We start from the raw sequence: 14,951 nt of genomic DNA on the forward strand, positions 1-14,951 counted from the left end.
GTTACTCCTTGTTATCATTAGGCTGATATGGTTTCATATCATACCAATTTGGTCCGACTTTGCAATCGACAGTCATGGGAACTGATAAAGGAAAAGCATTTTCCATAGTTTCTTTTAAAATCAGAGCTACCTTCTTCAAATCTTCCGGAGCAACTTGGAGCAGCAGTTCGTCATGGACCTGCAGGAGAACAGCAGCTCGATAGGGTTTTATCCCTTCTGCGACTTGAATCATCGCCAATTTCATAATATCTGCTGCTGTTCCCTGAACCGGCGTATTCATAGCAATCCTTTCTCCAAGCTGCCTTTGGACTCTGTTAGCATGATATAATTCGGGAATCCGGCGCAGGCGATTAAATAAAGTACGGACTTGTCCATCTTGTTTAGCTTGAGCGACTACACTTTCCAAATAGTATTTTACGCCGCTGTAACGTTTAAAATATTGTTCTATATAAAACTTAGACTCTTTGCGGGGAATTCCCAAATCCCTGGACAAGCCGAACTCGGTTAAACCATAAACGAGCCCAAAATTGACAGCCTTGGCGCTTCTGCGCATATCTGAGGTAACTGCTTCCAGGGAAACTCCAAAAACTTCGGCAGCAGTTCTCGTATGAACATCTTGACCTAAGGCAAAAGACTCGCAGAGCAGGGGATCTTGCGAATAGTGGGCCAAAATACGCAGTTCAATCTGAGAATAATCTGCCGAAAGAAGGAGATAGCCCGGTTCCGTCGCATGGAAGATTTTTCTTAACTGCCGCCCTTGTTCCAAGCGAATTGGAATGTTTTGCAAGTTCGGCTCCGTACTGGACAGTCGTCCCGTTGCCGTAACGGTCTGCTGAAAGGTCGTATGAATTCTGCCCTCTTTCTCTTGGGCAAGTAGCCCGTTGACATAGGTTGACATAAGTTTATTCAGCTGGCGATAATCTAAAATTTTCTCGATAACCGGATGGGCCGAGCGAAGCTCTTCCAACGTCTCAGCATCTGTGGAATATCCTGTTTTAGTCTTTTTAGCGGCGACTAATCCGAGTTTTTCAAACAATATCGTTCCTAACTGTTTCGGAGAATTAATGTTAAAGGACGATTCGGCTAAATCATAGATGTCTTGTTCCAACTGTTTTAAGGTAATACTGATTCCTTCACCGAAATGTTTCAATTGCTCAATATCAACGCCAATCCCTTGACGCTCCATTTGAGCCAAGACCAGACTTAAAGGCTCTTCAATCGTATGCAGCAAATCTTCCAAGCCCAAAGTTTCGATGTCCTTTTGATATTTCGGAGCAACTTGAGCCAGGGCTGCAGCCTCCTCTGCAATACTATCAAAAGCGTCTAGCATAGGAACATATTCTTTGACTAAATCCAGGGGAGTAAACTTCGTGCGGGACGCTTGAATCAAATAGGATGCTAAGCCAAGGTCAAAGGACACTCCCTTTAAGCACTTATTCTCGTTCCCAAGTAATAAGTCCACCGTTTTTGAATCAGCCAAAATCTTGGGAACTTGTTCATTTGCCAACAGCTCCAGCCATGCCTCAGAAACCTTTGAGGATACTTCTTCGCGGGACAGTTTAAAAGACTCCCCTGAAACAGCAACTCCCCACTCAAGCCAACGTCCTCCTTGCAGCCCAGTTCTCTCATAACGGCAAGTCAACGTAAGGACGGTTTTTGAGTTTTGCCATTGTTTAATCTGAGTTAGCCAGCCTTCTTCAGAAAGTTCACGGACCGGCCAGGTCGCTAGAGACATTTCTGCAGTATCCTGCCTTGCCTCTTCATCCTTGGAATGACGTTCCTGCCATATACGTGTGACATTTCTTAGATCGTATTTATTTAACGCGGGAAGAACTTTATTGGCTTGAGGCCGCCGATAAATAAAGTCCTCCAAGGAAAATTCCAGAGGAATCTCCGTTAACATCGTTGCTAAGGTTTTACTTAATCTTGCTTGGTCTGCATATTCCTTTAAACTGCTTTGCAGTTTTTTCCCGGAGACCTTCTCAGCGTTCGCTAAAACGCCCTCGACTGTTTCATATTCCCAAAGCAATTTTAGGGCAGTTTTCTCCCCGACACCTGGAACACCGGGAATATTATCGGAAGTATCTCCCATCAAGCCTTTTAAATCAATAATTTGGTGAGGACGCAGCTGATAACGCTCCCATAAAGCATGCTCATCGTAGCATTCAACCTCGCTGATTCCCTTCTTCGTTAAATAAATATGAGTCTTAGGCGAGATCAGTTGTAAAGCATCTCTATCACCGGTGTAGACCTGAATCTGCATCCCCTGCGCTTCAGCTTGCTTTGTCACGGCCGCGATGAGATCATCAGCTTCGTAGCCTGCAAGTTCCAGCATCGGCACGCCCAATTCGGCGAGAATTTCTTTGAGATAGTCAAATTGCGGACGCAAACCTTCCGGAGTAGCTTTTCTTTGGGCTTTATACCCTGCGTACTGCTCTATACGCACCGTTGCCTTGGTTTTATCGAAAGCCACCACCCAGTAGTCCGGATGTTGTTCTTGTTCTAGACGAAATAACATCGTCAGAAAACCCTGCAGCACATTGGTCGGGCGTCCATCGGATGTTGTTAGTAAAGGTAAAGCATAGAAAGCGCGATTCGCTAAGCTGTTTCCGTCTAATATCAGCATTTTCGGCATCGTGAAAACCCCTTTCTCTTCGCACTTTACTATATCATACCCACTTGTTTCTAACAAACACTACTACCCTTCCCGAGGTTCTCAACTTCCTGTTTATTTTTTTTGTTGTTTTTTGCTCAAGGATCAAGTGCAGTGCTACAATAAAGTTAACATTAGTTCACAAAAACTACTTCTTACATTCATCAGAGCCATTTAAAATTTCGACACCGAAAGGAAACCTAGCGTGAAATATAAGAATATGTATCTTTTGTTCAGTGTGCTTATTACTTTTTTCCTTCTCCTCTTTAGTACCCTCAAAGGCATATTTATAGGTTTTCCCCTGATTCTATGTTTTTTAAACTTTGCCTGCATTGCACATCAACGCGGATATCCCCTTCGAGAGATTATGGGAATGTCATACCGGGGCGGCAAAAAATCTCTCCTTGTTTTACGTATTCTTGTTCTGGTAGGTGCTATTACCTCTCTCTGGATAGCCTCCGGAACGACCCCGGCCATTCTTTATTATGGAATGCTCCGGATGAATCCCCACTTATTCATTCTGTACACCTTTCTGATCAGCTCTGCAGTTTCCTTTTTGCTGGGAACCTCCTTCGGCACCGTCAGCACGGTTGGCTTAGCTTTGATGATCATGGCGAAAGGCGGTCACATTAACAGCAACATTGCGGCAGGAGCCATTATTGCCGGATCCTATTTTGGTGACCGCTGCTCCCCCATGTCCTCAAGTGCAAATTTAGTTGCTCATTTAACTCATTCTGACCTGTATGCTAATATTAAAGGCATGTTTCGCACAGGGATGTTACCCTTTCTTCTCTCTGTTTTAGCCTATCTTGGATTATCAATCTCCCAGCCATTACGATTCACCGGGACTACGATGATTAACGAGATTTCTCTTCTATTTACTCTTCACTGGATTGTTTTGCTGCCTGCCCTGGCGATTTTGGTGCTTGCTGTTTTCCGAGTTGACGTTCAAATCTCTATGGTTGTCAGTATTTTGTTGGCCATTTTTATTAGTTTAGAAGTACAACATTATCAAATTCTTGAAATACTGAAATTTATTCTATTTGGCTTCACTCTTCACGCCGGCAGCCCTCTTTCCGCAATTCTCCAGGGCGGTGGTATCCTATCGATGTGGAAAGTATCTGTGGTTATTTACGTATCCTGCTGTTGGGCCGGTCTATTTGCTGAAACAGACCTTTTAAAGGATTTAAATGAATTTCTTAGGACGATAAATTCACCGTCCGCAAGATTTCTGATGACGACACTCATGAGTCTTCTCACCTCAATTCTCGGCTGCAGTCAAACGATCTCTATCGTTTTAACCCATTCCTTGATGAACGACGTTTATACCAATGGTCAATCATCAAGGACTCAATTAGCTCTTGACTTAGAAAATACGTCAGTCCCCTTAGCAGCTGTCATCCCCTGGAACACTGCAGCCTTTGTTCCTACTGCCACACTTAATGTTAGTTTGATGGGATTCATCCCCTATGCCTTTTATCTTTATCTGTTGCCACTGACTCAAATAATCTTTTCTAGCCTAATCAAATCTCTATCATCACCGGTACATCGTTTGAGGAAGCCGAGAACGCTCTGAGTAAAAGAGGAATATTGGGAGCAAACAAAAAGGACTCTGTACGCATCACTGTGTTCAGAGTCCTTTACAATGGCTATTATTTAGATGTTTCTATAAGAGGGAACCAAACGCAAAACATAGTTCCTTCGTCAACAACACTATCGACCCTTATTGTACCGCCGTGAAGTTCCACAATTGATTTTGTAATTGCTAAGCCGAGCCCTGATCCCCCGTATTTTCGAGTTCTGGAAGAATCACTGCGGTAAAAACGATCAAACAATTTTGACAAATGTTTCTCAGAGATCCCGGAACCATTATCACGGATCAACAATTCTACGCCGCCCTTAACATTAATTAATGAAATTTTAATTTCACCTCTCTCAGAGTCGGTGTGTTGAACCGCATTATGAAAAAGATTTAAAATAACTTGTTTAAGACGGTCAACATCAAACCAACCTCTTAAATGAGATGTCAGTTCTAAGATAACCTTCCGGTCTCCAGCCAATACTCGTAGCTGAGGCGCCATTTCTTTAATAACTTCGTCCAAAACAACTTCTTTTCTCTGAATATTGGGTGAGCGATCAAGTTTAGCCAACAAGAGAAGGTCTTCGACCAACTTCTTCATACGCTCTGATTCGACGAACATACTCTTTAAGGAACGATCAAGCATATCCGGTTGATTTACAGCACCGCGCAACAGTACCTCCAAAAAACCATGAATAGCTGTCAGGGGAGTACGCAGTTCATGAGAAGCGTCAGCAACAAAGCGGCGCATTTGCTCTTTGGACTCTACTTCCGCGTCAAAGGATGACTCTAGTCGCTGCAGCATCCCATTAAAGGAATTTGCCAAATGATCGATCTCGACTTGACCTTGATCGGCTGGTATACGTTCAGCAAGATTTCCGGCATCAATTTGTTCCACCTTGTCAACCATGTTTGATAAAGGGACAAGTGTTTTTCTCAGCACGGGGATAAAGGTTAATATTCCAATGACAAGAGCAATTAAAGAAACTCCAAGAAAAACAAGCAGTTGATGCAACATCATATTCTTTAGAGGTTTAGTACTGATGCTCACCTGAATTAATTCCTGAGTATGATTTTTTGTGCGAATCGTCTGGAGAACGATAAGCTGCTCATTTTCCCCTGTTGGATTGACAATTTGATAGGATAAATGATGCTCATTGCTTTGCAAAGCATTCTTATAATCTTCCTCTGCTAAACGAGGGGATGTTCCCCCATCCCCGGAGCCATTCGTAAGCTCTGTAAATGTCCCCTTCTGATCGATAAGGGCAATGTGGGCGTCTTGAAGCAAAAAGAAAGGCCCATGACGATGAGGCCCCAACGAACTTGAATCTGGAACATCTGTGGTATCATGAACACTTTTGGCCATCATCATCCAAGCATCAGGGGGCAGGGACTGAATCTGGCTCTGAATGCTTTTGGCCTGATTCTGATAAATAAATCCCTGCATAAAAATGTATTGCAAGAACCCAATAACGATTAATAATCCAGCCAAGAGCATAAGGGAACTGGACAAGAGCTGAAAGCGCAGGGAATTAGGAACTATATAACGTCTCAGCCGAGTTTTTATGGTCATGATATGTCAACTCTGTATCCCGCTCCGCGTAACGTTCGAATTAGGCGGTGTTCTTTGTCATTAAGTTTATCTCGCAAAGATCGAATATAAACCTCCACAATATTTTCGTCTCCACCGAAATCATAACCCCATACTTTATCTAAAATTTTCGCTTTACTTAAGACGATACCTTGATTCAGCACTATAAATTTGAGCAGCTCATATTCTGTCGTTGAAAGCTCCAGTACGCGCTGTTGATAGAGAATTTCTTTACGCCGGTCATCGATTCGAAAGTCTCCGATGACTACCTCTCCCATAAGATATGGGAATTGATTGCGTATTCGCGCTTGTATACGCGCCAAAAGCTCCTCAAAACTAAATGGTTTCATCATATAATCGTCCGCGCCCAAGGTTAGTCCCTTTACACGATCGTCAACTTCATCTTTAGCAGTGAGCATAATGATGGCTGCATTTTCAGTTTTTTTAAGCATTCGGCATACTTCAAAACCATCCATGCCCGGCATCATAACATCCAGGATAATAATGTGAGGGTGAAACTCTTTAGCAAGGGTAACCGCTGTCATTCCATCTTGAGCCGTTTGGACCTCTAAGCCCTCATTCAGAAGTCCCATTTCCAAAAACTGCAAAATATTGGGTTCATCATCTACGAGAAGTATTTTTATACCTTTTAAGCTCTGCATTCCTAAGTCCTCCCAATCATAGAACCTTTTATTCAGACATCATTCCAAACGTTTTTAACTTATTTTCCTATATGCAGCTGAATTAGTACTGAAGAGTTCCTGAAAGTTTGCTGAAGGAATAGTGGATAAAGTATATATAATAAAATAGAGCCCCTAAAGGCTCTTACAAATTTCATTTTGGTGGGCGAGGGGGGACTTGAACCCCCACATACTCACGTATATCGGATTTTGAGACCGACGCGTCTGCCATTCCGCCACTCGCCCAAATCATATTCGCGATGAATTAATACGACTTAGCTATAATAACTTATTCGAACACTTAAGTCAAGCTTTTTTTAAGAATCAAATCGATTTTTCTTGGAACGGACCAATAGCCCGAAGCTTCTGATACCGTTTCTCCTGCAGGGCTTCAGGAGACTCTGTCCGCAGACGGACGAGGTACTTGGCAATAACCGCTGACAATTCATCAGCTGTCTGTCTTAAATTATAATGAGCTCCGCCTTGAGGTTCCCTGATTACTTCGTCAGCGACTCCCAATTTAAACAGATCTTGAGCTGTGAACTTCAAGGCTGCCGCAGCTTCTTTAGCCTTTGAGGTATCTTTCCAAAGAATAGACGCGCAGCTTTCCGGAGAAATGACAGAGAAAAAGGAATTCTCCAGCATTAAAATAACATTTCCTACACCAAGCGCCAAAGCGCCGCCGCTTCCACCCTCTCCGATAACCGTACTGATCACCGGAACATGGTACCCGGACATAGCCAGCAAACATCTTGCAATAGCTTCACCTTGTCCCCGTTCTTCAGCTGCTAAATCGCAGGCCGCACCAGGGGTATCAATAAAGGTCAAAATCGGTCGTCCGAACTTTTCTGCCTGATCCATTAAGCGCAAGGCTTTACGGTAGCCTTCAGGATGGGGCATACCGAAATTGCGCTTAATGTTTTCCTTGGTGTCTTTTCCTTTAACTTGAGCGACCACCGTCACAGGTACACCACGGAAAAGGGCCATTCCGCCGGCAATAGCCTGATCGTCAGCATACAGCCGGTCTCCCTTGAGTTCAATAAAATCGTCAAATAAGAGCGGCGCATAATCGTAAAAGTTTGGTCGCTCTGAATGTCGGGCAATCTGGACTTTTTGCCACGGTTCAAGATTGCCGTAAATTTCTTTCTTAAGAAGAGAGACTTTTTTCTCTAAGGTCTCTACTTCACGGGAAAGATCAATATCTTTTTCGACAGAAAACTTTTGCAGTTCCGCAATTTTCCGTTCAAGCTCTATAATAGGCTTTTCAAATTCAAACAGTTGCGCCATGCTGAACCCCTTCCTGATGGTACCGCAACAAACGTGCCAGTGTAGACCGCATTTGAGCACGTTCCACAATGAGATCGATCAAACCGTGCATTTGATTAAACTCTGCCGTTTGGGCTCCCGCCGGCAATTCTTGCCTCATTGTCTGCTTGATGACTCTTGGTCCGGTAAATCCTATTAAAGCATTCGGTTCAGCAATTAAAATATCACCAAGAGAAGCATAGCTGGCCGTAACCCCTCCAAAAGTCGGATCTGTAAGTACCGAAATATATAACAAATGATTGGCAGCTAAACGTCCCAAAGCTGCACTTGTCTTAGCCATCTGATAGAGAGAAAGGATTCCCTCCTGCATTCGGGCACCGCCGGAAGTAGAGAAAATAACAACGGGCAGGCGTAAATCAATCGCCCGTTCAACTGCCCGAGCAATCTTTTCCCCAACTACAGACCCCATACTGCCCATTATGAAATCAGCTTCATTAAAAGCTAAAACAACAGGAATTCCCTCAATCATAGCCCGGCCTGTAAGAACCCCTTCAATCATTCCCGCCTTTTCCTGAGCCTCAAGAAGTTTCTCTTCATAACCGGGAAACTCTAAGGGGTCAAGAGTAAGTATTTCCGAATCCCATTCTTCAAAGCTGTTTTCATCAGCTAGCAGCGCTAAACGAGCCCGACCGGAAATCCGAAAATGATAGAAACAAGTTGTACAAACTCGTGCATTTTCCTCAAGATCTTTAATGAAAAGTACTTCACCGCATTTTGGACATTTTACCCACAGCCCGTCAGGCAGTTCTTTCTTGACAGTTTTAGGTTCTTGGCGTGTACCTACAGCCGTCGTACGCTTGGGTGCAGGAGCCGATTGAATCGTAACGTATTTCGTTCTTCGGAAGATATCTTTGAACATAGTTAGCTCCCTATTGCGCCGGTAATAATTTCATAGGCTTCATCGGCTTCAGATTCAGGTACAAGAATTTCCACAGAAGCATGATCCCCCAAATGCGCAGAACCAATGGGTCGTAATTGAACAAGCATTCCTTCGTCTGTGAGAATTGTTTTATATTTTTCCGCAATTAACTTGTTGGGTGCAATATAAATAACGGTCCACACAGTAATAGCCCCCTTATTAAATCCGTATTATGATACCATAGCCCAATTAATTGTGCAACAAAGGGCCCAATTATAAATCCTCATCATGAACTTCTGAGCGAAGATTGGAGAATTTGGCCATTAAAGCTTTTTCCACATTAGGTGTTACAAAATCTGATACTCCGGCATGTAAGCTGGAAGCCCATTTTATAGCACTTGAACTAATAAATGAATATTTGCTTTGCGTCATTAAGAAAACAGTTTCGATATCAGGAGCAATTTTTTTATTCATAAGGGCCAATTGAAACTCATATTCAAAGTCAGATAAAGCGCGCAGACCTCTCAAAATTGCCACAGCACCACATTTACGAGCAAATTCCACAGTTAAGCCTTCAAAAACACGAACATTTACATTGGGCATATCTTTTGTAGCTTCAATAAGCAGCTCCATTCTCTCGCCAAGGGTAAACAGGGGCGTCTTTTTACTGTCAGCTGCTATGGCAATCGTTACCCCTTCAAAGAGTTCTTTGCCACGAATTAAAATATCAAGATGTCCATTCGTAACCGGATCAAAGGTTCCCGGATAAATCGCTGTTCGCACATTCAATCTCCTTTATTTCAGGATATCAAGATATCAGGATATTTTCATGGGTTTCGCCTTAAAACACAGAAATCCTGCTAACAAAATTATTTCGGTGAAATTTTTCCTGGTTTCCAGACAACATTACTTTTACCCAGAACCCTAAGCAAAGCATTTCGTAATTCCTCATCATCAGTTACCCAAAACTCACGATTACCCTCAATAACCTTCTGATTGTCCGCAAAATAAAAATAAACTGGCTGATTCCCTGGATAACGTCTCAAAATTTCCAAAACGTCCGCCATGTGGTTGCTTTCATTGCTGGAAAATCTTAAAAAAAGCCGCTCCCCCGCATCTTGAGCCGAGGAATTTGGAGATTTAGCCTCATATACAAGTGCTGCAGAGGGTTTAAGTTCTTCTAGGCGGGTAATCCTCTCGGCAAAGATCTTCTTTTCATCATCGCGAATATTGTACCTGCCGGTTACAACAACCACTTGGTCATTATTCAAGGACCGAGTGAAGGCAAAGACTCGCGGGAACACTAAGACTTCAATTCCGCTGGTCAAATCTTCTAAAATAAAGCTCGCCATCATTTCGCCCTTTTTAGTTACTGTTTGCCGTAAGCTGGTCACTAGACCTCCAAGAACAACCTTTTTTTCTTCTTCGCTTTCAAGGCAAGTCAAAATATCCGAAGAGACAAAAGGCTTTAGTTGTGGAATAACCGCCGAAAGGGGATGACCGCTTAAATAAAGACCCAAATATTCGCGTTCCATCTCCAGAATTTCTCGTTCATTAAACTCGGGCAGTTCAGGCAGGGTAATTCCTTGGTCCATATCTTCGGTTAGATCAAAAAGGGAGAATTGACCATTATTTCGATCTTTTTGCCGCCGCTGAGCAGTGTCCAGAACCTGATCGAGAACTGCCAAGGCCTGAACCCGAGTGCCAAAGGAACTCATGGCTCCCGACCGAATTAAGCTTTCCAGAACACGTCGGTTTAAGACCTTTTGGTCCACGCGCATACAGAAATCATAAAGAGATTTGAAGGGGCCGTCTTGTCTGACTTCCAAGATTTTCTCCAGCACATTGACTCCAACATTGCGGATGGCCCCCAGTCCAAAACGAATGGCCCTTTTTTCTGTGGAAAATCCTATTTGACTGTACTGCACATCCGGCGGAAGAACTTCAATTCCATTTTGTTTGGCATCCTGTATATAGAACGATATTTTATCGGGAGAACCCATGACACTGCTTAAAAGAGCTGCCATAAATTCTAAGGGATAGTTTGCCTTTAAATAAGCTGTCTGATACGAGATCACAGCATAAGCAGTAGCATGCCCTTTATTAAAACCGTATTCCGCAAACTTGGCCATTAAATCAAAAATTTCTTCAGCCTTTTCACTGGTTAAACCGAGGCGAAGGGCCCCCGGAATAAGCCACTGTCCCTTTTCATCCTGCAGGCCGTAAATAAAGTTCTGACGTTCCTCAGCCATAATCTCCTTTTTCTTTTTTCCCATAGCCCGTCGTAACAAATCTGCTCGCCCTAAAGAATAACCCGCCAAATCTCTGGCAATCTGCATAACCTGTTCCTGATAAACGATAATTCCGTAGGTTGATCTAAGTATGGGTTCTAATTTAGGGTGTAAGTAGGTGATTTGGCCCCCATGCTTGCGGCGAATAAACTCGGGGATCTGATCCATAGGACCCGGCCGATATAATGCTCCCACAGCAATAATATCTTCGAAACAGGTTGGTTTTACTTCTTTGAGGACGGCTCTCATCCCACCGGACTCAAACTGAAAGATCCCAGTGCTGTTTCCAGAGGCAAGCAGTTGATAAGTTTTACGATCATCTAAAGACAGCGCCCGCAAATCAAGTTTGATCCCCTGAGTTTCCTCTACCCGTTTCACTGCCTCTTGGATGATGGTTAAATTTCTCAAGCCGAGAAAGTCCATCTTTAACAACCCAATTTCTTCAACTATTTTCATAGGAAATTGAGTCATTACAAAATCCTCTGAAGTTCTCTGCAGAGGCAAATGATTCATCAAAGGATCTTTAGAAATCACGACCCCTGCGGCATGGGTAGAAGCGTGCCTCGTCATACCTTCAAGGGATTGGGCCAGCTTATAAAGCCTCTTAATTTCTTCATCCTCTTCGACCATTTGAGCTAAATCGGGAGACACCTGCAGAGCCTTTTCCAAAGTTATACCCGGATCTGAAGGAATGGCCTTGGCAACTTTATCCACACGGGCCAAAGGAATCGCCAACACCCTCCCCCCGTCTCGAATAGCTGCTTTGGCCCCCATGGTTCCAAAGGTAATAATCTGGCAAACCTTGTCTGAACCGTATTTTTCCGTCACATAGCGAATGACTCGCTCACGGCCCTCCGGGTCAAAATCTATATCAATATCCGGCATAGAAATTCGCTCCGGATTTAAAAAACGTTCGAACAACAAATCATGACTAAGGGGTTCAACGGAAGTGATTCCAAGCAAGTACGCAACCATGCTGGCAGCAGCAGAGCCCCGTCCCGGCCCGACAGCTACCCCGTTCTCTCTGGCAAATCGGCAAAAGTCAGCAACAATCAGAAAATATCCCGAAAAGCCGGTCTGAGAAATAACTCGAAGCTCATAGTCTAAACGATCACATTCATTTTTAGTCATTTGGGGATAGAAGCGCGGAAAAGCCTCCTGGCATTGAGCTTCCAGATATCCGTCTAAGGTGTATCCGGGGGGAACGTCAAAAACCGGCAAGAAATTTTCACCAAACTTAAAATCCACCTGACAACGTTCGGCAATTTTAACAGTATTGTCTAAAACCTCAGGATGTTCTCCAAACAGCAGGGCCATCTCTTGTTCTGATTTAAGAAAAAGTTCCTGACTTGAAAACCTCATTCTCGAGGTATCCGTTAAGGTCTTACCGGTTTGGATACTCAGCAGTGCATCTTGGACAAGAGCATCGTCACGATTTACATAATGCACGTCATTAGTAGCTGCGATAGGAATTCCCGTGAGTTCATGAATCTTCCATATTCCCTGCATAACCTTTAGCTGTTTGTCAATTCCATGGTCCTGAATTTCAAGATAAAAATTACCTTTGCCAAAAATCCTTTCATAATCCAACGCGCTTTGAACTGCCATTTCTAATTGATCATTAAGGAGAAAATCTGCCACTTCACCGGCCAAACAGGCACTAAGGGCAATAATTCCGCTGGAATAGTTGTGCAGAATTTCTTTATCTACTCTAGGCTTATAGTAAAAGCCTTCAATATGAGCCATGGATACTAAGCGGATCAAGTTACGATATCCTTCTTCATTCTCCGCGAGAAGAACTAGATGGTAGTTTTTATCATCTCTTCCCGGAACTTTATCCGTCCGCTTATTGGGCGCAACATAAACTTCACATCCGATAATCGGCTTAATGCCCATTTTGCGGCACGCTTTGTAGAAATCAATGACTCCATACATTACCCCATGATCGGTAATTGCCAGTGCCGGCATATTCAATTCAGCAGCGCGCTTGACTAAATTATTAATGCGGGCAGCTCCGTCAAGCAGACTGTACTCCGTATGGTTGTGAAGGTGAACAAACATCACATATCTCTCCTCAAGATATTAGCAAAGGCCTTGAAAAATTCAAGACCCGTCATTCAATAATTGTTGATTTATTTGTAACTTGTAACTTTGTCAAGGAATAAATTCATCGTCAATTAAATTAATGAACTGCTTTCATTCACCAGTTTTTTATCTCCGATACGTGCTGTCATCAGACCTTTAGCAACTATTTCATTTTCAACCTTAACTTCTACTTCAATATTACAATGTTTCTTAGCTACCAAGAGAAGTTTAGCAGTAACGGTAATTTCCGTCCCTACGGGTATGGGCTGAAGCTGATAGAGGGTAAAGTTTTCGGTAATTGCGTTGAGTTTGTATTTCTTACGAAGCCCGATATATCCAGCCATGTTCATGACTGTAACTATAACACCACAACTGGCTGATCCGTAGTCATCCACCATGGCGTTGGTAATTTCACCTTCAATGGAAAGATGTTCGGAATCATCAACAAACCGAAATCCGCTTAACACCAGATTATCAACGGTCTCTCCGAATTGAGGCTGTTTCTGGACTTGCTGATAAGCTTCAATGACATCTTGTAAACTAACAATGCCTATTAACTTACCCTGATCCGCTACGACCGCAATTTCCCATCCTTCCCAAACCATAATTCGCGAAATATGGGTTACAGGATCATCGCGGCCAACCATAAAGGGATTGCCGTTCATAACGTCCTTGATCGGAGCTTTGAGATCCTCCCCGGCAACATCAACCGCCGTGACAATTCCCACAAGATTCATGTCATTATCAACGACTGGAAAACGGCTATGGTCTGTACTTTGGGAAAGATTCCGCCAATCTTCTACGGTAGCATCAACATTCAAATACTTAACATCTTTGACCATAATATCTTCGACTAAAATGAGTTCTTTTTGAATTAACCGATCATAGAGAGCGCGATTAATCATCGAAGTAACGGCAAAGGTATCATAGGGTGATTGAATAATGACTAACTCACGCTGCCGCGCCAAAGCTACAACGTCTTCGTCAGGTTCTAAGCCTCCTGTAATTAATAAGGAAGCATTATGTTCTAAAGCCAGAATCTGAGCATCATGACGATTGCCCATAATGCACAAAGCATTTTCTTCCAAATAACGCCCCATTGCATCAAGCTCCATAGATGCAATAATAAATTTATGAGGGGAGCGATCGAGATGCTCAAAGCCACAGATAACAACACCTTCGGCGATCTGTGACACTTCGCGCAACGTTAAATCCTCGATCTGGCGTTCCTTAACCCCTTCAATTCGTATGGTACCAACTTTGGGAATTGAGCGAACTAACCCCTTAGCCTCAGCTTCTTTAATAGCACGATAAGCTGTCCCTTCACTGACGTCTAAGGCTTTAGCAATAAAACGGACAGAAACCTTACTTCCGATAGCTAAATCTTCAATGAATGTTAATATTTGTTGATGTTTTGTCAAGTGATAACGCTCCCCACCTATTACTATACAATCATTAATTATACCATATGATTGAAGATCGAACTAGCTTATTCGTTTCTATCTTTAAGATTTTCCCGTCTCCGCCGTTGGGTCATTAACCCGCCGATTTTACCGGCATCTTTGGCGTTTAAGGAGTGCCATCCTTTGGTCTTAACTTGCTCTAAAAGTCCCAATTCTGCGGCTATTTCCATTTTCAATGGTTCTAAGGGGTCTGTTCGCCTTACTCTTGGTTTTGCTGATTTCATCTTATATTCTCCCCCTGCTCATAGTAAATGCATCTTCTTCATAATGCGGACAATTTGGTCCTCTATCTCCTAGCAAATGTTCTAAACGGCAACGTCCGTCGACTCCGTAAAGACAATGAAGCGCACACATTTTTCTGGTCATGTTCTCATCTCCTTATCTAAAAGTTTTACCCTTTTTAATTAAAAATATCCCGCCTGAT

General features: G+C 43.1%; 12 protein-coding genes and 1 tRNA gene. 1 reads left to right on the top strand and 12 read right to left on the bottom strand.

From position 1 onward, the window contains the following. Position 1: 1 nt before the first annotated feature. A complete protein-coding gene (gene polA / locus B5771_RS22645) occupies positions 2-2,635 on the bottom strand; it encodes a DNA polymerase I (protein ID WP_088189542.1) in 2,634 nt (877 codons plus the stop codon). Between the two features lie 391 nt (positions 2,636-3,026). Between polA and B5771_RS22650 the strand changes: the two genes are divergently transcribed. Continuing rightward, entirely contained in the window at positions 3,027-4,229 is a 1,203-nt protein-coding gene (locus B5771_RS22650; protein WP_348982970.1) for a Na+/H+ antiporter NhaC family protein, read from the top strand. Between the two features lie 76 nt (positions 4,230-4,305). Here the strand turns inward: B5771_RS22650 and B5771_RS22655 are convergent, their stop codons facing one another. From B5771_RS22655 to B5771_RS22705, 11 genes are all read right to left on the bottom strand, one after another. Then, entirely contained in the window at positions 4,306-5,805 is a 1,500-nt protein-coding gene (locus B5771_RS22655) for a HAMP domain-containing sensor histidine kinase (protein ID WP_088189543.1), read from the bottom strand. Then, entirely contained in the window at positions 5,802-6,485 is a 684-nt protein-coding gene (locus tag B5771_RS22660) for a response regulator transcription factor (RefSeq protein WP_088189544.1), read from the bottom strand. The genes B5771_RS22655 and B5771_RS22660 overlap by 4 nt, the downstream gene beginning before the upstream one ends. A gap of 178 nt (positions 6,486-6,663) precedes the next feature. Then, positions 6,664-6,749 (bottom strand) — tRNA-Leu (locus B5771_RS22665). Between the two features lie 78 nt (positions 6,750-6,827). Further along, positions 6,828-7,790: an acetyl-CoA carboxylase carboxyltransferase subunit alpha gene (locus tag B5771_RS22670; RefSeq protein WP_088189545.1), complete on the bottom strand. Its 963-nt coding sequence runs from the start codon at positions 7,788-7,790 to the stop codon at positions 6,828-6,830. After that, positions 7,774-8,688 (bottom strand): acetyl-CoA carboxylase, carboxyltransferase subunit beta, encoded by a 915-nt coding sequence (gene accD, locus B5771_RS22675; RefSeq protein ID WP_088189546.1) that lies wholly within the window; start codon positions 8,686-8,688, stop codon positions 7,774-7,776. Before accD ends, B5771_RS22670 begins: the two co-directional genes overlap by 17 nt. Positions 8,689-8,690: 2 nt before the next feature. After that, on the bottom strand, positions 8,691-8,891 hold the full coding sequence (locus B5771_RS22680; RefSeq protein WP_047809209.1) for a glutamate decarboxylase: 201 nt from the start codon (positions 8,889-8,891) through the stop codon (positions 8,691-8,693). 70 nt (positions 8,892-8,961) lie between these two features. After that, positions 8,962-9,471, bottom strand: coding sequence for a pantetheine-phosphate adenylyltransferase (coaD, locus tag B5771_RS22685; RefSeq protein ID WP_047809208.1), 510 nt, complete (start codon positions 9,469-9,471; stop codon positions 8,962-8,964). Between the two features lie 86 nt (positions 9,472-9,557). Then, a complete protein-coding gene (locus tag B5771_RS22690; RefSeq protein WP_242966941.1) occupies positions 9,558-13,040 on the bottom strand; it encodes a DNA polymerase III subunit alpha in 3,483 nt (1,160 codons plus the stop codon). A gap of 116 nt (positions 13,041-13,156) precedes the next feature. Then, entirely contained in the window at positions 13,157-14,485 is a 1,329-nt protein-coding gene (locus tag B5771_RS22695) for a DRTGG domain-containing protein (RefSeq protein ID WP_088189548.1), read from the bottom strand. 68 nt (positions 14,486-14,553) lie between these two features. Continuing rightward, positions 14,554-14,751, bottom strand: a complete 198-nt coding sequence (locus tag B5771_RS22700) for a small, acid-soluble spore protein, alpha/beta type (RefSeq protein ID WP_047809206.1) — start codon at positions 14,749-14,751, stop codon at positions 14,554-14,556. Between the two features lies 1 nt (position 14,752). Continuing rightward, positions 14,753-14,893: a cleavage protein gene (locus B5771_RS22705; protein WP_088189549.1), complete on the bottom strand. Its 141-nt coding sequence runs from the start codon at positions 14,891-14,893 to the stop codon at positions 14,753-14,755. Positions 14,894-14,951: the final 58 nt, after the last annotated feature.

The organism is Desulfosporosinus sp. FKA (assembly GCF_002196785.1).
Taxonomy (GTDB): Bacteria; Bacillota; Desulfitobacteriia; order Desulfitobacteriales; family Desulfitobacteriaceae; genus Desulfosporosinus; species Desulfosporosinus acididurans.